Below are 18199 nucleotides of genomic sequence, written 5' to 3'. Positions count from 1 at the left end.
CTCAGCGTTTTTTTAGCGGCAGCGGCACCACGCTTTTCACGTCGCGTAGCCCGGCCGGCTCGGGCGGCAGGTAACCCCAGTCGCCCTGCGATGCCGTGGCATCGTTCCGGGTCGCGCCCGGTGGGTCGTCAGGCCGCCGGTGCGCCTCCGGCGGCGGGCGATCGTCGGGTTCATCGCTTGGCTGCGACGATCCGGAAGCCGGCGGCACACCCGCATGGCGCCGGTGCCGCAGCACCGCTTCGGCCACCCGCGCCACATGCGAGACCGTCACCGCATCGGCCTGTTCCAGCGCGGCGAGTGCGCGCGCGGCGCGCAGCATCACGAGATCGGCGCGCAGCCCGTCGACTGCCGCGTCGATGCACAGCGCGCTGACACGCGCATGGACCGCATCGTCGAGATCCAGCGTCGCCAGCCGTGCGCGCGCCGCGTGAATCCGGTCGCCGAGTTCGCGCTGCGCAGGTGCATGGCGTGCGCGGAATGCATCCGGATCGAGATCGAACGCGAGGCGCGCCTTCACGATCCGCTCGCGCTGCGCGGCATCGAAGCAGTTCTCCAGTTCGACCATCAGCCCGAAGCGGTCGAGCAACTGCGGACGCAGCTCGCCCTCCTCGGGGTTCATCGTGCCGACCAGCACGAAGCGCGCGTCGTGCGCGTGCGACACGCCATCGCGCTCGACGATGTTCACGCCGCTCGCGGCGACGTCGAGCAGCGTGTCGACGAGCCCGTCGGCGAGCAGGTTCACTTCGTCGACATACAGCACACCGAGATGCGCACGCGCGAGCAGGCCCGGCCGGAAGCGCACGCCGTTTTCGGCCAGCGCATGCGCGAGATCGAGCGTGCCCGTCACCTGCTCGTCGCTCGCCGACAGCGGCAGCGTGACGAACTGCCCTTCGGGCAGCAACTCGGCGAGACCGCGCGCGGCGGTCGATTTCGCAGTGCCGCGCGGCCCGCTCACCAGCACGCCGCCGAGCGACGGGTCGATCGCGGCGAGCAGCAGCGCCTGCTGCAACGCAGCCTGCGCGACGAGCGCCGCAAACGGAAAAACCGCGCGGGCGCGGTGCATCGTCGGATCGGTCATCGCCGTTCCCCTTCCTGGAGTTGTTCGCTCGCGAGCCAGACCGATTCGATCCGTTCGCGATAGTCGCCCGGCTGCTGCCACAGGCCGCGCTGCATCGCCTCGACAAAGCGTTCGCAGATGCCGTGCAGCGCCTTCGGATTGTGCCGTTCGAGGAACGCGCGCGTGTCGTCGTCGAACAGGTAGGCGTCGGCGACGAGCGCGTACTGGTGGTCGGACAGCACGCGCGCGGTCGCGTCATAGCCGTACAGGTAGTCGACGGTCGCGGCCATCTCGGCCGCGCCCTTGTAGCCGTGGCGCTTCACGCCGTCGAGCCATTTCGGGTTGACGACGCGCGAGCGGATCACGCGCGCGATCTCCTCGCGCAGCGTGCGCATCTTCGGCGCGGCCGGGTTCGCATGGTCGCCGTGGTAGAGGCTCGGCTGCTGCCCGGACAGGTGCCGCACGGCCGCCGTCATCCCGCCCTGGAACTGGTAGTAGTCGTTCGAATCGAGGATGTCGTGCTCGCGGCTGTCCTGGTTCTGCACGACGACGTCGATCGCGGCCAGCCGCTCGCCGAACACGTCGGGCGCGGCGTCGCCCGCGCTGTTCTGCGCGTACGCGTGGCCGCCCCACTGGCGGTAGGCTTCCGCGAGATCGGCGTCGGTCTGCCAGCGGCGCTGGTCGATCAGGTCCTGCAGGCCCGCGCCGTAGCTGCCCGGACGCGAACCGAACACGCGCCAGCCGGCACGGCGCCGCGCTTCGTCGGGCAGCACGCCCTGAGCGATCCATTTCGCGCGTTCGCGCTCGATGCGCGCGCGGATCGGGTTCAGTTCCTCGGGCTCGTCGAGCGCGGCGACGGCCTGCACGGCTGCGTCGAACAGGTGCATCAGGTTCGGGAACGCGTCGCGGAAGAAGCCCGACACGCGCAGCGTCACGTCGATACGCGGCCGGTCGAAGATCTCGATCGGCAGGATCTCGAAGTCGGTCACGCGATGGCTGCCGTGCGCCCATTTCGGCCGCACGCCGAGCAGCGCGAACGCTTGCGCGATGTCGTCGCCGCCGGTGCGCATCGTCGCCGTGCCCCATACGGACAGGCCGATCGCGCGCGGATAGTCGCCGTGATCCTGCAGATGGCGCTCGATCAGTTGCTGCGCGGATTTCAGGCCGAGCGTCCACGCGGCCTGGGTCGGCACCGCGCGCGTGTCGACCGAGTAGAAGTTGCGGCCGGTCGGCAGCACGTCGGGACGGCCGCGCGACGGCGAGCCGCTCGGCCCCGGCGGCACGAAGCGGCCGTCGAGCCCGCGCAGCAACTGGCGCATTTCCTCGCCGCCGCATGCGTCGAGCGCTGGCATCAGCGTCGAGCGGACGCGTTCGATCACCGCGAGCGTCTGCGGCCATTCGCCGGGCGGTGTCGCGTCGGTGTCGTGGTTGCCGCCGGTGGCCGCGCACAGCCCGTCCAGCCAGTGCTGCGCGAGCCGTTCGAGCCGCTCGCGCGTATCGCCCGCATGGCGCCACGGCGCTGCGTCGAGCGCCTGCAGGATCGCCGGACGCGGGCCGGCCCACGGCGCGGCCCAGTCGGCCGACAGCGGATCGAAGCCGTCGCCGAGCGCGAGATCGCGCGCGAGCGCACCGATCAGCCCCGCGCGCGGGCCCTTGCCGTCGCTGACCGGAAAGCGCGCGAGCGCGAGCAGCGTGTCGCGTCGCTGGCGATCGGCCGGCGACACACCGAACACGTGCAGCCCATCGCGAATCTGCGCTTCCTTCAACTCGCACAGCCACGCGTCGACGCGCGTCAGCAGCGCATCCTCGGCGCCCGCGTCGCGCGGCGGCGACACGCTCAGTTCGTCGTGCAGCCGGTGCTCGGCGATCGTCGCGAGGATCGTCTTGCGCAGCAGCTTCGCGCGCCGCGCATCGACCATCAGCGCTTCGTAGTATTCGTCGACCTGCCGTTCGAGATCCTGCAGCGGGCCGTAGCTTTCCGCGCGCGTGAGCGGCGGCATCAGGTGATCGACGATCACGGCCTGCGCGCGGCGCTTCGCCTGGCTGCCCTCGCCCGGATCGTTGACGATGAACGGATACAGGTGCGGCAGCGGCCCGAGCGTCAGGTCGGGCCAGCACGCGTCGGACAGCGCGACGCTCTTGCCCGGCAGCCATTCGAGGTTGCCGTGCTTGCCGAGATGGATGACCGCGTCGATGCAATACGCGTCGCGCAGCCAGAAATAGAACGCGAGATACGCGTGCGGGGGCACCAGATCCGCGTCGTGGTAGCTCGCGTAGTCGTTCTCGCCGCGCGAGCGCGACGGCTGGATGCCGACGAACACGTTGCCCGCGCGCCAGCCGGCGATCGTGAAACGCCCGTGGCGCAGCGTCGGGTCGGCTTCGGGCGCGCCCCAGCGCTCGTTCAGCGCGTCGCGCACGGCCGCCGGCAGCCGCGCGAAATGCGCGACGTAGTCGGCCAGCGCGAAACTCTGGAACGCCGGGCGCAGCGCATGCACGGCCGCATCGTTGGTCACGCCTTCGACGAGCCGCGCGATCAGCGCGTCGCCGTCGGGCGGCAGGTCGGCCACCGCGTAGCCCGCATCGCGCAGCGCCGCGAGCACGCGCAGCGCGGACGCCGGCGTGTCGAGCCCGACGCCGTTGCCGATCCGCCCTTCGCTTTGCGGATAGTTCGCGAGAATCAGCGCAACGCGCTTGCTCGCGTTGTCGAGCGTGCGCAGCCTGCACCAGCCGCGCGCCAGCGCCGCGACGAACGCGATCCGTTCGGCGTCCGGCTGGTAGCGCACGACGTCGACCTCGGTGTGCGGACAGCGATACGCGAGCCCCTTGAAGCTCACCGCACGCGTGACGATGCGCCCGTCGACCTCGGGCAACGCGATGTGCATTGCGATGTCGCGCGCGTGCAGCCCCTGGTTGTCGGCCACCCAGGCGTCGCGATTGCCGCCGGACAGGATCACCTGCAGCACCGGTGCGTCGCCGGCGAGCACGTCCGGCTCGGCAGCGTCGATAGCGCCCGCCGCGAACGCGGTCGTGTTCAACACGAGCGCGACGCCGTGCGTGTCGCAGAGCCGCGTGATGACCTCGCGGCTCACCGCGTCCTTCAGCGAGGTCACCGCGATCGGCAGCGGATTCAGCCCTTCCTGCACGAGCGCATCGGCCAGCGCGTCGAACACGGCCGTGTTGGCGGCCTGCCAGTGTGCGCGATAGAACAGGATCGCGACGACGGGCGCGCCGGGCGTCCAGCGCGGCCGCCAGTCGTCGACGCTCGCCGTATCGCGCGCGGGGTGATACAGCGCGGCAGCCGGCAGCGGGCGCGGCAGCTCGGGTTCGTCGCCGAAGCCGAGCGTATGGAATGCAATGCTGCGCAGCAGCGCTTCGGCGTTGTGCACGCCACCCTCGCGCAGGTAGCGCCACCACAGCCGGCACCGGTCGGGCGCGACCGTGCTCTTCGCGACGAGGTTCGGGTCTTCCTGCAGGTCGCCCGAGAACATCGCGAGCTGCTGCCCGCGCTTCGACGCGAGCGACACGGCCTGCTCGATCCCGTACGGCCAGTACGCTTCGCCGCCGAGATGATCGATCACGACCGTCTTCGCGTGGCGCAGCACGTCGTCGACATAGAAATCGACGGACGCCGGCTGCCGCAGGAACGTGACGTTCGCGAGCCGCACGCTCGGGAAGCCGGCCGGCAGCCTCGGCACGACGCTCGCGAGCAGCGACAGCGTCGTGTCGGCCGAGCTCAGGATCACGATGTCGGCCGGCTGCTGATCGATCCGGACGACGCCCTGCGTATCGTCGACGAAGCCGCCCGGCGTGGTGCGCAGCAGATGCATCGCGCGTTACGCCGGTTGCCGTTCGGCCGCGCACGCGGCGTCGAACGCACGCTGCAGTGCGGCCGCGTCGAGATCCTCGCCGATCAGCACGAAGCGGCTTGCGCGCGTTTCGCCGTCCTGCCAGCGGCGGTCGAAATAGCTGTCGAAGCGGCGGCCGACGCCCTGGATCACGAGCCGCATCGGCGTGCCGGACAGCGCCGCGAAGCCTTTCGCGCGGTAGATCGTATGCGTCTCGACGACGCGCTGCAGCGCGGCGATCGTCGCTTCGCGCGTGCCCGCGTCGCCCGACACGACCACCGAGTCGAAATCGTCGTGATGGTGATCGTGATCGCCGTCGTCGGCCGAGCCATGATGGTCGTGACGCAGGTGAATCGTTTCTTCCGACGCGGATTCAAGGCCGAGCAGCATCGCGAGATCGAGTTCGCCGCGCGTCGCGCGCACGATCTTCACCTGCGGCGGAATCTCGTCGCGGATCGCGGTTTCGATCTGCGCGAACTGCGCGTCGCCGACGAGATCGGCCTTGTTCACGATCACGAGATCGGCGGACGACAATTGATCGGCGAACAGTTCGTGCAGCGGCGATTCGTGGTCGAGGTTCGGATCGGCGCGGCGCTGCGCGTCGACGGCCTGCGGGTTTTCCGCGAACTGGCCGCTCGCGGCGGCCGGCCCGTCGACGATGGTCACGACCGCGTCGACCGTGAAGCTGTTGCGGATCGTCGGCCAGTTGAACGCCTGCACGAGCGGCTTCGGCAGCGCGAGCCCCGACGTTTCGATCAGCACGTGGTCGATGTCCGCGCGCCGCTCGACGAGCGCCTCCATCACCGGATAGAACTCTTCCTGCACGGTGCAGCACAGGCAGCCGTTCGCGAGCTCGTAAAGCTGGCCCGACGCTTCGGCCTGCGCGTCGTCGCAGCCGATGCCGCAACCCTTGAGGATTTCGCCGTCGATGCCGAGCTCGCCGAATTCGTTGACGATCACCGCGATGCGGCGGCCTTCGGCGTGCTGCAGGATGTGGCGCATCAGTGTCGTCTTGCCACTGCCGAGAAAGCCCGTGACGATCGTGACGGGAAGCTTGCGTAGGGTCATGGTAGGTCCTGTGTCGGAAAAGGAATCAGACGGAGATGGTCACGTCGATTTCGTCGTAGCGCTTCACGCGGTAGATCACGGCCGACACGAGCCAGCTCGCGACGAACAGCCCGATCACGATGTAGCCGAGCATGCCGAAATGCGCGGCCGCCATCGATGCGAAATCCCAGACGGGGCCTTGCAGCGACAGCTTGTCGGCGATGAGCGCAAGCACCTCGATGCCGCCGATCAGCGCGGCGACCAGCACGGAGACGAACGTGATCGTGATGTTGTAGTAGAGCTTGCGGATCGGCCGCACGTACGCCCAGCGGTACGCACCCATCATCAGGATGCCGTCGGTCGTGTCGACGAGCGTCATGCCGGCGGTGAACAGCGCGGGCAGCGCCATCACCGACCAGAACGACATCCCGCCCTGCACCTGCGTTGCCGAGATGCCGAACAGCGCGATCTCGGTCGCGGTGTCGAAGCCGATCCCGAACAGGAAACCGATCGGATACAGGTGCCAGCTGCGCGACACGAGCCGGAACAACGGCCGGAAAATGCGCGCAAACACGCCGCGCTTGTTCATCAGCAGATGGAGATCCTCTTCTACGAGCGGCTCTCCACGCTTCACCGCGCGGAACGTCCGGCATACGGAGATCAAAATCATCAGGTTCGCGGCCGCGAGCAGCAGCAGGAAAAACGCCGACACGCAGGTGCTGATCGTCCCGCCGATCGCGCGCAAGCCGTCGAAGCCTGCGATCGACGCCGCCGTCAGCGCAACCACGACCGACATCACGATCACCACCGTCGAATGGCCGAGCGAGAAGAACAGGCCCGCGCCGAGCGGGCTGCGGCCTTCCTGCATCAGCTTGCGCGTGACGTTATCGATCGCCGCGATGTGGTCGGCGTCGACCGCGTGGCGCAGGCCGAATACGTACGCGAGCAGCGCGGTTCCGAGCAGCACCGGCTGGCCATGGAAGGCGGCGAACACCCAGACCCACGCGCCTGCGTTGAAGACGATCAGCAGCACATAGATTGCGACGATCTTGCCGCGCAGCCCGGATGAGCTGTCGTTGAACAGGCGAAACAGCGAATCGAGCATGACGCTCCTTTGCGAACGGTCGACATGCAGAATGCCAACACGGCCGTCGCTGCGCGGCCCTGCGCGCTCCGGCCCGTCATCGGGCCGGATCATGCGCACTCGCGCAGGCGGTCGGACGACGGGAATCGGGAGACGCTCGGGTGTCGGGCACGCTGCGGCCGTGGACGATGCGCCGCCTCCCCGCGGCGCTGAACCCCAACGTTTAGGCCGGTATCCGGGCTGACGAACACGCCGCTTCGCCTTCCCGGATGCGCAGGGCATCCAGTGGCGGTCGTCCGCATGCGCGCGGCATGCGGCGAAGCGGCGCTGCATCGCGGCGGGCACGATGCGTTCGCTTACCGTTGCGGGGGCAGCACAGGCTGGCTCGACTGCGACGCAGGCAGGCTCCCTGTTTCCCGTTTAACTGCGCGCGCCGGAAGGGCGCGCGCGAGCACCAAAACGCGTGCGAGTGTAGGCGCCGGTGGCGGGAGCGTCAAGGCGGCGTGAGCCGCCGAACGGCGTTTTGCATGGCTGCCGCACCATGTCGGAGGCCGCTTCCGGCATCGGCGCAGCGGGTTCGCGCGGGCGGACCGCTGTGCTATCGTATGCGCCGCGTTCGGTGCTCGCATGCGCATTCCGCGCATGCAGTTAAACGGGAAACAGGAGGCGGACGACCGCCCGGCCTGTGCTGTCCCCGCAACGGTACGCCGCCCGCGCGACGCGCTTCCCCGCGCACGCGCCCATGCCGCCCACGATGCCACTGCCCTTCAGCCGGGCGGGAAGGCCGCGGCCTGGCAAGCGGCCAGCCCGGATACCGGCCGACGCAAGGGGCGAGCCCGACGCTCGCCGAACGCCCGATCCGCGGGGGACGGATGGGGTGCGTATTCCGCTCGCGTTCGCGCGGGCTTCGCCCGATCCGTCATGCCTTGCCTGCCCGCCGGCCGCCGATGTGCCGCCCGCCTTCCCTGTTCCACTGTTTCGACACGGTGCGTGCCGTGCCGCGCGCGATGAGCCGCGCGTGGCTCATCGGCGCCGGCCCCGGCGACGCCGACCTGCTGACGCTCCGGGCCGTACGCGCGATCGGCGCGGCGGACGTGCTGCTCGTCGACGATCTCGTGAACCCCGACGTGCTGCGTCATGCGCGCGCCGACGCGCAGATCGAGCATGTCGGCAAGCGCGGCGGTCATGCCTCCACGCCGCAGGAAGCGATCGTCGCCGCGATGCTCGCGCACCTGCGCGCGGGCCGCAGCGTCGCGCGGCTCAAGGGCGGCGATCCGTTCGTGTTCGGCCGCGGCGGCGAGGAACTGGCCGCGCTCGGCGCGGCGGGCTTTCCGGTCGAGGTCGTGAACGGCATCACGGCGGGCATCGCCGCGCCGGCCGCGCTCGGCATTCCGGTCACGCAGCGCGGCGACGCGCAGGGCGTGATCTTCGTCACCGGCCACGGCGCGGGCGCCGACGAACCCGACTGGCGCGCGCTTGCGGCGACGCGCCTGACGATCGTGATCTATATGGGCATCCGCCGGCTCGATACGATTGCGGCGGCGCTGCGTGACGGTGGCCTGCCCGGCGATACGCCGTGCGCGGCGATCGAGAATGCCACGCGCCCCGGGCAGCGGCACGTGCTCGCGACGCTCGATACCCTCGTCGAACGCGTCGGCGCGACCGGCATCGGTTCGCCGGCGATCGTCGTGATCGGCCGCGTCGCGGCGCTTGCCGACGATCCGGCGGTGCGGGCGGCGCTCGGCGGCGGTGCGTGATGCGCGTCGCGCTCGGCGTCGGTTTCCGCGCAAGCGTCACGGCCGCGCAACTCGATGCCGCGATTCGCGCGGCGCTGGCGCTTTACCCGTTCGCCGAACCGGCGATCGTCGCAACGCTCGCCGACAAGGCGCGTGCCCGCGCGCTGCGTACGCTGTGCGCGCGACGCGGCTGGCGGCTCGTCGCGTTCGACGCGGCGCGGCTCGCGAGCCGTCCCGAACTGGCCGCGAGCGGCCCGTCGGACGCCGCGCTCGCGCGCTACGGCGTCGCGGGCGTGGCCGAGCCGTGCGCGCAGCTCGCGGCGCCGCACGGCCGGCTGCTGGGCCCCAAATCCATCCGGGACGGCGTGACGGTCGCACTCGCCGGCCCGCTCTGAACCCTTTGTTTCGCTTTCGACAGGACGATTCCCGATGAAGACCGACTCCGAATCCCATCAGCGGATGGCCGAACGCCGCCGCGCCGGCCACGAGAAGAAGCAGGCCGCCGCCACCCACGAAAAGGGCCTGCTGATCGTCCACACCGGCAACGGCAAGGGCAAGAGCACAGCCGCATTCGGCATGGCCGTGCGCGTGCTCGGCCACGGCATGCGGCTGGGTGTCGTGCAGTTCATCAAGGGTGCGCTGCACACGTCCGAGCGCGACTTCCTCGGCGCGGTCGCGGAATGCGACTTCGTGACGATGGGCGACGGCTATACGTGGAACACGCAGAACCGCGACGCCGACATCGCGACCGCGCGCAAGGGCTGGGACGAGGCGCGCCGGATGATCGAAAGCGGCGACTACCGGATGGTGATCCTCGACGAGCTGAACACCGTGCTGAAGTACGAATACCTGCCGCTCGACGAAGTGCTCGCGACGCTCGTCGCGCGTCCGGACCCGGTGCATGTCGTCGTGACCGGGCGGCATGCGCCCGATGCGCTGATCGACGCGGCCGATCTCGTCACCGAAATGCGGCTCGTCAAGCATCCGTACAAGGAGCAAGGCGTGAAGGCGCAGCGCGGCGTGGAGTTCTGACCGTGCCGGCCTGCCCCGCGCTGTTCGTCAGCGCGCCCGCGTCGGGCCAGGGCAAGACGTCGGTGACGGCCGGCCTCGCGCGGCTGCACCGCCGGCTCGGCCGCCGTGTGCGGGTGTTCAAGACCGGGCCCGATTTTCTCGATCCGATGCTGCTCGAACGCGCGAGCGGCGCGCCCGTGCATGCGCTCGACCTCGGGATGGTCGGCGAGGCCGGCTGCCGCGCGCTGCTGGCCGATGCCGCGCGCGAGGCGGACCTGATCCTGATCGAAGGCGTGATGGGGCTGTTCGACGGCACGCCGAGCAGTGCCGATCTCGCCGCCGCGTTCGGCGTGCCGATCGTCGCGGTGATTTCCGCGAAGGCGATGGCGCAGACGTTCGCGGCGATCGCGTTCGGGCTCGCGCGGTTCCGGCCGGGGCTGCCGTTTCACGGCGTGCTGGCGAACCGCGTCGGCTCCGAACGGCACGCGGAATTGCTGCGGCAGGCGCTGCCCGACGACCTGCGCTGGCTCGGGCATGTGCCGGCCGATGCGAGCATCGCGCTGCCGGAGCGGCACCTCGGCCTGCACCAGCCGAACGACATCGACGATCTCGATGCACGGCTCGATCGCGCGGCCGACGTGCTTGCTGGAACAGCACTCGCGGAACTGCCGCCAGCGGTCTCGTTCGCCGAGCCAGAAGCCGCCGCCCCGCTGCCGCGCGCGCTCGCCGGCAAGCGGATCGCGGTGGCGCGCGATGCGGCGTTCTCGTTCATCTATCCCGCGAATCTCGCGCTGCTCGACGCGCTCGGCGCGCAGTTGCGGTTCTTCTCGCCGCTCGCCGACGAGGGCGTGCCCGACGATTGCGACGCGCTGTTCCTGCCGGGCGGCTATCCGGAGCTGCATGCGGCGATGCTCGCGGCGAATGCCGCAACCGCACGGACGATTCGCGCGCACGCCGACGCCGGCCGGCCGATCGTCGCGGAATGCGGAGGGATGGTGTATCTCTGCGAGTCGTTGACGGACGTCGACGGCGCAATGACGCCGATGCTCGGCCTGCTGCCGGGCCATGCGACGATGCAGCGCCGGTTCGCGGCGCTCGGCATGCAGCAGTTCGAGACGCGCACCGGGCCGATGCGCGGTCATACGTTCCACTACTCGCGGCTCGCGACGCCGCTCGAACCGGTCGCGAGCGCCGCGCGCCCCGACGGCGCGCCGGGCAGCGGCGAAGCCGTCTATCGCAGCGGCGCGATCGTCGCGACGTACATGCACATGTACTGGCCGTCGAATCCGGATGCGGTCGCGGCGTTGTTCAGCGGGGAAGCATTCTAGATTGATCGATGCCGCGCTCGGATCACGGCGGCACAAGGCATACCGGGTTGGTGGGCCGCTTTGCGACAATCGCGCCGCTCGACGTGCGCGGCTACAGATGTCGTTCGATATCCATCCGCTGATGCAGGACCCGAATCACATCGATCGTGTCGTCCGTTTCGCGATAGAACACGACGTGAGCACCAACGGCATACCGGAAATACCCATCCCGAACAATGCAAATCCGACCCGCCTTTTTGCCGTGCGCCAACGCTTCCATGGTCCCAATCAGATCGCGGTGGTAGTGGTCTGCCTGCTCGAGCGACCCATGCTCGACGGTATAGCGCCAAGTGTCTTCGAGATCGAGTTCGGCAAACTCAGCTGAAGCTGTTTGCCTTTAACCGCCATGCGTTGCCCGCATGCGGGCCAGGAAGGCCTCGCTGTCGAACGGCTTGGGCACCCCTGATGCCTCACCGGCCTTCAACGCTTCCTGCAACGCACGCATTTGCGTTTCGTGTGACTCGAGGAGTCGCAAACCGGCGTGCACGACGTCGCTTGCGGAGCCATAGCGCCCCGATTGCACTTGAGCGTCGACGAATTCGGCAAAGCGGTCGCCCAGGGAAACGGATGTGTTTCGCGACATGAGCCACCTCCGTTTCAAGGCGACCACCCTATACCAAAATTTGGTACATTTCTCATTCGGCCGCTCCGGCAACCTCGTCGATGTCCGGCCCCGCGCCGCATACGTCGCCCTCTCCGTCACACCAGGAACGCCTCGGCCAGCTTGACCCAGTACGACGCACCCGTCGGCAGCGCCGCGTCGTTGAAATCGTAGCCGGGGTTGTGCACCATGCAGCCGCCTTCCCCGTCGCCGTTGCCGATGATCAGGTAGCAGCCCGGCCGCTTTTCAAGCAGGAACGCGAAATCCTCGCTGCCGGTGAGCGGCACCATGCCGTCGATCAGGTTCGCATCGCCCACCCACTCGCGCGCGACGCTACGCGCGAACGCGGTCATCTCCGCATCGTTGACGAGCACCGGGTAGCGGCGCTGGTAGTCGATCGTCGCGGTCGCGCCGAACACGGCCGCCTGCGCATGCACGACTTCCTTGATGCGCGTCTCGAGCAGGACGCGTACCTCGGGCTTCAGCGCGCGCACGGACAGGCGCATCTGCGCGCGATCGGGAATCACGTTCGGCGCTTCGCCCGCATGGATCGCGCCGACCGTGACGATCGCCATGTCGAGCGGCGACACGTTGCGCGACACGATCGTCTGCAGCGCAATGACGATCTGCGCGCAGACGACGACCGAGTCGATCGCCTTGTGCGGCACCGCACCGTGGCCGCCGCGGCCCTGCACGTCGATGATCACGGTATCCGACGACGCCATGAACGGCCCCGGCAGGAAGCCGAACTTGCCGGTCGGAAAGCCCGGCATGTTGTGCATCGCGAAGATCGCGTCGCACGGGAACAACTCGAACAGCCCTTCGTCGAGCATCTTCTTCGCGCCGCCGAGCCCTTCCTCGGCCGGCTGGAAGATCAGGTTCAGCGTGCCCGAGAAGCGCCGCTCGCGGGCGAGATGCTTCGCGGCCGCGAGCAGCATCGCGGTGTGGCCGTCGTGGCCGCACGCGTGCATCTTGCCTGCGATCGTGCTCTGGTACGGCAGGCCGGTTGCCTCGTGGATCGGCAGCGCGTCCATGTCCGCGCGCAGGCCGAGACGCTGCGCGCCGTTGCCGATCTTCAACTGCGCGACGACGCCCGTGCCGCCGAGCCCGCGATGCACCGTATAGCCCCACGACTGCAACTGCTCCGCGACGAGATCGCTCGTCGCGAATTCCTCGAAGCCCAGCTCGGGATGGGCATGGATGCGGTGCCGGATCTGGATCATTTCATCGGCGAGGCCTGCGGGGATCACGCTGTGCGTCACGGTGTCGTCTCCTGTGTTCTGCGGGGAAGGTGCAGGCAAGGATAGTCGGTTCAACGGCAACCGGGCAGACGGAAAGTCGTCGCTGAGACAACCTTCAGTTGCCGGGCGAACGTGATGCACGGACAGACGGAAACCGGCCATCCGGATGACTGCCTCGCGCGATCGGCATGCGCGAAACTGCCTGTTCGACATCGATTTCCCAAGTGAGGAGGATCTATTGGCTGTCGCTGAAGTATTCGGAATACTTCCTATACATCAAAGGCTTGTGAAAGATTGTTCATTTTTTGACGCACGTACATTTTTTGTGTACGCTGACAAAAAAGTGAACAAGCGATCCGCTCTGATGCCCGAGAATGCCACCCTCCCGAGGTCGGAACAGCACGTGCTCGACGAAGCCTGCGCCGCGTTCGAACGCGCGACCCGGCGCTTCAAGGCGCGGCCCGTGCGCGTACCGGCCGCGTACAACGCGCGTGCCGACGCGATGATCCGCTTCGACGTTGCCGGGCAGGCATTCGAGATGCCGGTCGCCGTGAGCCTGCGCGTCGAATCGCTGGCGGGCGCGCTCGCGGAATTGCGCCGCCGCGGCGGCGGAACCCCGAAGCCCGGCGAGCGGCCGCTGATGCTGGTCGCGCCGCATCTTTCGGCCGAACTGGCCGCCGGCCTGACCGACCAGGGCATCCCGTTTCTCGATACCGCCGGCAACACATGCCTGATTCAGCCGGAGGCCACCGTGCTGATCGCGGGCCGGCCGAAGCCCGCACGCGCACCACGTCGGCAGGCGTCGCGCGCGACGACGCCGAAGGGGCTCGCCGTGATGTTCGCACTCGCGACGCAGCCAGGCCTCGTCGCGCAGCCGTATCGGGGGATTGCCGCCGCATCGGGTGTCGCGCTCGGCACGGTCAATCTCGCGATGGACGATCTGATCGAGCGCGGCCTCGTCGGGCGACGCCGCAACGGCGAGCGCCTGATTCCCGACTGGCCGCGCTTCGTGCAGGAATGGGTCGCGCTGTACCCGAGCCGCTTGCGCGCGAAACTGCCGAGCCGGCGGTTTGCCGGCCTCGCGCCCGACTGGTGGCGCGGGTTCGATTTCGCGGCATTCGACGCGCGGCTCGGCGGTGAGCCGGCGGCCGACCTGCTGACGCACGATCTGAAGCCGGCCGCGATCACCGTCTATACGCACGGCACGGTGCCGAACCGCCTGCTGCTCCAGGCCCGCCTGCGTCCGGACGATCGCGGCGACGTCGAGATCCTCGAAGCGTTCTGGCCGCGCTCGCCTGTGCTCGACTGGCACGAGCAGGATGTGCCGCTCGTGCCGCCGCTCCTGATCTACGCGGATCTCGTCTCGTCCGGGGACAGCCGCAATCTTGCCGCCGCCGAACGGATCCATGACCGATACCTCGCCCACCCGCCCGCTTGAAGTCGATGCACGCCGGCCGCTCGAGCCGGCGGCGGTCGCGCTGCTGCAAGCGGTCAGCATGGCCTGCGCGCGCCTCGATGCAGCCTTCGTCGTCGCCGGCGCAACCGCGCGCGACATCCTGATGTGGCACGTATACGGCATCCGGCCGGTGCGCGCGACGCGGGACGTCGACGTCGCGGTGTGCGCGGTGAGCTGGCCGTTTCACGAGCAGCTCGTCGATGCGCTCGTCGCGACCGGGCAATTCACGCGCGCGCCGAAACAGCAGCAGAAACTACTATTCGAAAGCGGAACGCACGGTTTTCGCACCGAGCTCGATCTCGTGCCGTTCGGGCCGCTCGAAACGCCGCCGGGCGAGATCGCGTGGCCGCCGGGCGGCGATTTCGTGCTGAACGTGCTCGGGTTCCGGGAAGCGGTCGACACGGCGCAGCCGGTGTCGATCGACGCACGCACCGTGGTGCCGGTGGCCAGCCTGCCGGCGCTCGCGCTGCTGAAGTTGCTCGCATGGAAGGACCGGCGCGCGCGCCAGAACAGCGACGCGTATGACCTGCTGTTCCTGCTGCGGAATTTTCACGACACCGGCAATCGCGAACGCATCTGGGATGCCGCGCCGGACTTGCTCGAGACGCATGCGTTCCAGCCGGGTCTCGCCGCCGCCGCGCTGCTCGCGCGAGATGCGAAACGGATTGCTTCGCCGCAAACGCGCGACGCCATCCGCGCGCTGTTGTCCGACGAAGCGACTTACGCGACGCTCGGCCAGGATCTGCTGGCACGCGCGTTCGCGCTGTTGCCGGGTGAATTCAGCGACGAAGCCGACCGGTATCTCGACGCGTTCCGCAACGCATTCCTCGCCGATCCGCCCTCCCCACCTGTGTGATGCGCCGCTGCGGAACAGCTGCGCCATCGCGCTTTCGCCGTGCTCAGGCCGCCCAGTCCTCGAGCGACAGCCCCGCGACACGGCCGAATTCCCGACCGTTGTTCGTCACGAGCACCGCGCCGGCCGCGATCGCATGCCCGGCGATCGACGCGTCGTTTGCGCCGATCGGCGTGCCGCGCGCGGCGAGATCGGCGCGAATCGCGGCCGTCGCGTCCACGGCCGCCGTATCCCACGACAGCACGCCGTCCAGCCGCGAGACAAAGGCCGTCACGAGTTCCGCATGCTTCGGCGATGCCTTCTTGCCGACCGCACCGAACCGCATCTCGGCATAGGTAATTGCCGATACGACGATCCGGTGCTGCGCATTGACGCAGGATTGCAACCGCGACAGGACCACCGGCGGCCGCTCGCGCATGATGAACGAACAGATGTTCGTATCGAGCATGTAGAGCGTGGTCACCGGCCGGACTCCGTCGGTGTGCCATCGCTGCCGGACAGGTCGAAGCGGCCGGCTTCGACGACGGCCGGGCGATCGGCGAGGAAATCGGCGTCGGCCAGCGGCTCGTTCGCGAACGAGGTCCACGTGGGACGCACCGGGCGCAGCAGCAGCGTATCGCCCTCGCGACGGATCTCGAGCTCCGTCACTCCTTCGAACTCCATGTCCTTCGGGATGCGGATCGCCTGGTTACGGGCGTTCTTGAAAATGGAAACGGTGCGCATAAGCCACTCCACGGGACTACGATGCGCCCATTTTATGCATATGCTGGCATATGTCAATATCGGCGTGTGCAAGCGGGGGGTCGTGCCCCACGCTGCCGCGGGTGTTTTCGCCATGTCGTGAACCTGTGATCGCCAAGAGGAGCGATCCATTCTTCACGACCGGGGCCGCGCGGTCCATATGCCGGACGGCCGATGCAGCGGGTAGCGAGCCTGCGCGTGGCGCGCGGAACGTCGCCTGGCGCGCCGCGCGTGCCACCCCGTCACGGCAACCGGAAAGTGTCGAAGAAGGTATCGCGCTCGATCACGGTGAGCGCCGCGCGCTTGTGCGGGAAGTCGAATTCCTTCAGCGTGTAGAACCCGAGCCGGTGCATGTACGCGATGTGCCGCACGTGATCGACGCGCGGCTCGCCGACAAGCCGCTGCGTGCGCGGTTCGTCGACGAACATGTAGTGCAGCACCCCGCTCCACCACGCATGCAGCTTGCCGGCGCTCTGGAAGCGCGAGTCGCCGATCAGCAGGTGCAGCCCGCGATCGTAGTCGTGCGCGTCGTAGAACGGCGCGAGACGGTCCTCCTTGGCCCAGTAGAACTCGAAATAGCCGAACGGCGTGTCGTCGAAATAGCCGATCATCGGGTGCATGTGCGGATCGTCGAGCCGCTCGGCGAGATATGCCGCATGCTCGTCGCGCGTGCCGCGCTGGTCCCAGAAATGCGCGACGCGGTCGAGATTCATCCAGCCGCTGAACAGGTCCGCGTGCGCGTCGATGTCGACGGTGCGCAGGCTGAACGTCATCCCCACCTGCGGCATGTAGCGTGCGTAGACTTCGCCGGCCGGAGACGGCGGCCGCACCGGGTGCCGGTGGCCGTTCGTGATCGCGTAGCGCAGCGGCATGCCGCCCGATGCGGGCGCCTTCAGCCACGGCCGCGGGTTCTGCCAGAACGTCGTGCGCGACACGGTGAGCCGCAGCGTGTCGCCCGCGACTTGCGCGCCGTCGATCACGCCCTCGCGCACTGCTCGCGCCACGTATGACGCGACGGCCGCCGCACTGGCGCCGCCGAGCGGCACCGAGATCGTCGCCGCGTCGTACCGCGTGTCGGTATTGAACAACGGCACGAACGCCGCGAGCAGCCAGTCCGGCGAGTCGTCGGGATGCCATGCGTCGAGCGTGTGCTCCGCGACCTGCGTCGCCTGGTCATGTGCGGCGCCATCGAGCGCCGCGGCCACTTCACCTTCGACGGCGTCCGCCGCGCCGGCCGGTTTCGTCAGCGTGTCTTCCATCACAGTGCTCCCGTGTCGTGGCGGTCGGCGAGGACGTGAAGCCCCCGCTCGAGCGCCGGAAACAGGCTGCGCTGGAAGTTGTTCCAGCGCAGTTCGAGAATCGTGTCGTCCGGCGCGATCGGCGTGTCGAGCACGTCGCAGATCACCTCGCCGGAATCGATGCCGTTGTCGACGTAGTGGAACGAGGCGCCCGTCATCGTCACGGGCGCCACGGACGACGTCGCGCCGCTCGCCCAGTCGACCCGCTCACCGCGCGCGCCATGCAGCGCGTCGAGCGTCGCCCACGCGCCGCGCCGCTGGTACGGCGAATCGTCGGCCGTGATGCCCGGGTGGATGTTGGCGATGCGCCGGTGAAAGCGCGCGCCGGGCCGCACGAGTTCGTCGAGGATCACGAGCAGCCCGTCGAGCACGACGACGTCGGCGTCGAGCTCGAGCAGGCGCTCGAGCACGCGGCGCTCGAACGCCTGTTTGCCGGCCATGCGCTCGCTCGCGTCGCGCGGCAGCCGCCGGTACGTCGACGGAATCGAACAGAACAGTTCGTCGACCGGCCGGCCGTGCACCGTCAACCCGTCCGGCAGGATCCACGGGCGGCCCGGCGTGCGCGCGAAGCCGTAATCGGCGACCTTCGCACGGTCGGCCGGCGAACCGTCGTCGTCGTCGACGATCACGCCCCTGAGCGTGTAGCGCTCGCCGAGCGGCGAGTCGTTCAGGCGCTCGACGAGGAATTCGAGCGGCGCCTTCATGTAGCGCGTGCCGCCCTGATAAGCGACCGGCTGGCCGGCACGATCGGCCGCACCGTTGCGCAGCGACTGGATGTAGACGAGATTTTTCTTCGGCATGGATGCGTCGTGGAAAAGCGGACGAAGGCGCCGCAGCCGGCCCGCGCCGGCCACGAAGGCCC

Annotated in this window: 16 protein-coding genes, 1 pseudogene and 2 riboswitches; of the genes and pseudogenes, 6 read left to right on the top strand and 11 right to left on the bottom strand. The window is 69.0% G+C overall.

What is annotated here, in order from left to right:
• Window position 1: 1 nt before the first annotated feature.
• Genes CUJ89_RS09235 through CUJ89_RS09220 form a run of 4 tightly spaced genes read right to left on the bottom strand, consistent with a single transcriptional unit; the run spans window position 2 to window position 7054 of the window.
• Complete coding sequence (locus CUJ89_RS09235; RefSeq protein WP_114177060.1) at window positions 2-1078, bottom strand: ATP-binding protein; 1077 nt, start codon at window positions 1076-1078, stop codon at window positions 2-4.
• Window positions 1075-4884: a cobaltochelatase subunit CobN gene (gene cobN, locus CUJ89_RS09230; RefSeq protein ID WP_114177059.1), complete on the bottom strand. Its 3810-nt coding sequence runs from the start codon at window positions 4882-4884 to the stop codon at window positions 1075-1077. Before cobN ends, CUJ89_RS09235 begins: the two co-directional genes overlap by 4 nt.
• Before the next feature lie 6 nt (window positions 4885-4890).
• Window positions 4891-5970 (bottom strand): cobalamin biosynthesis protein CobW, encoded by a 1080-nt coding sequence (cobW, locus tag CUJ89_RS09225; RefSeq protein WP_114177058.1) that lies wholly within the window; start codon window positions 5968-5970, stop codon window positions 4891-4893.
• Window positions 5971-5995: 25 nt separating this feature from the next.
• Window positions 5996-7054: a HoxN/HupN/NixA family nickel/cobalt transporter gene (locus CUJ89_RS09220; RefSeq protein ID WP_114178558.1), complete on the bottom strand. Its 1059-nt coding sequence runs from the start codon at window positions 7052-7054 to the stop codon at window positions 5996-5998.
• Window positions 7055-7241: 187 nt separating this feature from the next.
• A riboswitch (cobalamin riboswitch) is annotated at window positions 7242-7507 on the bottom strand.
• 126 nt (window positions 7508-7633) lie between these two features.
• Window positions 7634-7871, top strand: a riboswitch (cobalamin riboswitch).
• A gap of 109 nt (window positions 7872-7980) precedes the next feature.
• Between CUJ89_RS09220 and cobA the strand changes: the two genes are divergently transcribed.
• Genes cobA through CUJ89_RS09200 form a run of 4 tightly spaced genes read left to right on the top strand, consistent with a single transcriptional unit; the run spans window position 7981 to window position 11108 of the window.
• Window positions 7981-8790, top strand: a complete 810-nt coding sequence (gene cobA / locus CUJ89_RS09215) for a uroporphyrinogen-III C-methyltransferase (protein WP_201752223.1) — start codon at window positions 7981-7983, stop codon at window positions 8788-8790.
• Window positions 8790-9164 (top strand): cobalamin biosynthesis protein, encoded by a 375-nt coding sequence (locus CUJ89_RS09210; RefSeq protein WP_114177057.1) that lies wholly within the window; start codon window positions 8790-8792, stop codon window positions 9162-9164. Before cobA ends, CUJ89_RS09210 begins: the two co-directional genes overlap by 1 nt.
• Before the next feature lie 34 nt (window positions 9165-9198).
• The gene (gene cobO, locus CUJ89_RS09205) at window positions 9199-9801 is read left to right on the top strand and encodes a cob(I)yrinic acid a,c-diamide adenosyltransferase (RefSeq protein WP_114177056.1); all 603 of its coding nucleotides are present in this window, start codon (window positions 9199-9201) and stop codon (window positions 9799-9801) included.
• A gap of 2 nt (window positions 9802-9803) precedes the next feature.
• The gene (locus CUJ89_RS09200) at window positions 9804-11108 is read left to right on the top strand and encodes a cobyrinate a,c-diamide synthase (RefSeq protein WP_114177055.1); all 1305 of its coding nucleotides are present in this window, start codon (window positions 9804-9806) and stop codon (window positions 11106-11108) included.
• A 91-nt stretch (window positions 11109-11199) separates the two neighbouring features.
• Here CUJ89_RS09200 and CUJ89_RS09195 read toward each other — a convergent pair.
• From CUJ89_RS09195 to CUJ89_RS09185, 3 genes and pseudogenes are all read right to left on the bottom strand, one after another.
• Window positions 11200-11400: pseudogene (locus CUJ89_RS09195) on the bottom strand (type II toxin-antitoxin system RelE/ParE family toxin); the annotation flags it as partial.
• An 84-nt stretch (window positions 11401-11484) separates the two neighbouring features.
• The gene (locus tag CUJ89_RS09190) at window positions 11485-11730 is read right to left on the bottom strand and encodes a type II toxin-antitoxin system ParD family antitoxin (protein ID WP_114178556.1); all 246 of its coding nucleotides are present in this window, start codon (window positions 11728-11730) and stop codon (window positions 11485-11487) included.
• Between the two features lie 116 nt (window positions 11731-11846).
• Window positions 11847-13010 (bottom strand): M20 aminoacylase family protein, encoded by a 1164-nt coding sequence (locus CUJ89_RS09185; protein WP_114177054.1) that lies wholly within the window; start codon window positions 13008-13010, stop codon window positions 11847-11849.
• A gap of 343 nt (window positions 13011-13353) precedes the next feature.
• Here CUJ89_RS09185 and CUJ89_RS09180 point away from each other — a divergent pair, with 343 nt between their 5' ends.
• Window positions 13354-14427 (top strand): type IV toxin-antitoxin system AbiEi family antitoxin, encoded by a 1074-nt coding sequence (locus tag CUJ89_RS09180; protein ID WP_114177053.1) that lies wholly within the window; start codon window positions 13354-13356, stop codon window positions 14425-14427.
• Window positions 14396-15301: a nucleotidyl transferase AbiEii/AbiGii toxin family protein gene (locus tag CUJ89_RS09175; RefSeq protein ID WP_114177052.1), complete on the top strand. Its 906-nt coding sequence runs from the start codon at window positions 14396-14398 to the stop codon at window positions 15299-15301. The genes CUJ89_RS09180 and CUJ89_RS09175 overlap by 32 nt, the downstream gene beginning before the upstream one ends.
• A gap of 43 nt (window positions 15302-15344) precedes the next feature.
• On the opposite strand, the gene CUJ89_RS09170 is transcribed toward CUJ89_RS09175, so the two are convergent.
• The 4 genes from CUJ89_RS09170 to CUJ89_RS09155 all read right to left on the bottom strand — a co-directional run bounded on the left by CUJ89_RS09170 (window position 15345) and on the right by CUJ89_RS09155 (window position 18137).
• Complete coding sequence (locus tag CUJ89_RS09170; protein ID WP_114177051.1) at window positions 15345-15761, bottom strand: PIN domain-containing protein; 417 nt, start codon at window positions 15759-15761, stop codon at window positions 15345-15347.
• A complete protein-coding gene (gene vapB / locus CUJ89_RS09165; RefSeq protein WP_114177050.1) occupies window positions 15758-16021 on the bottom strand; it encodes a type II toxin-antitoxin system VapB family antitoxin in 264 nt (87 codons plus the stop codon). Before vapB ends, CUJ89_RS09170 begins: the two co-directional genes overlap by 4 nt.
• 260 nt (window positions 16022-16281) lie before the next feature.
• Window positions 16282-17298 carry a GNAT family N-acetyltransferase gene (locus CUJ89_RS09160; protein WP_114178555.1) on the bottom strand — a complete coding sequence of 339 codons (1017 nt, stop codon included), beginning with the start codon at window positions 17296-17298 and terminating at the stop codon, window positions 16282-16284.
• Window positions 17298-18137: a formyltransferase family protein gene (locus CUJ89_RS09155; protein WP_114177049.1), complete on the bottom strand. Its 840-nt coding sequence runs from the start codon at window positions 18135-18137 to the stop codon at window positions 17298-17300. Before CUJ89_RS09155 ends, CUJ89_RS09160 begins: the two co-directional genes overlap by 1 nt.
• Window positions 18138-18199: the final 62 nt, after the last annotated feature.

The sequence above is a fragment of the Burkholderia pyrrocinia genome (assembly GCF_003330765.1).
GTDB classification, from domain to species: domain Bacteria; phylum Pseudomonadota; class Gammaproteobacteria; order Burkholderiales; family Burkholderiaceae; genus Burkholderia; species Burkholderia pyrrocinia_B.
Note: the sequence above shows the minus strand (reverse complement) of the source record. Positions and strands in the feature narration are given on the sequence as shown.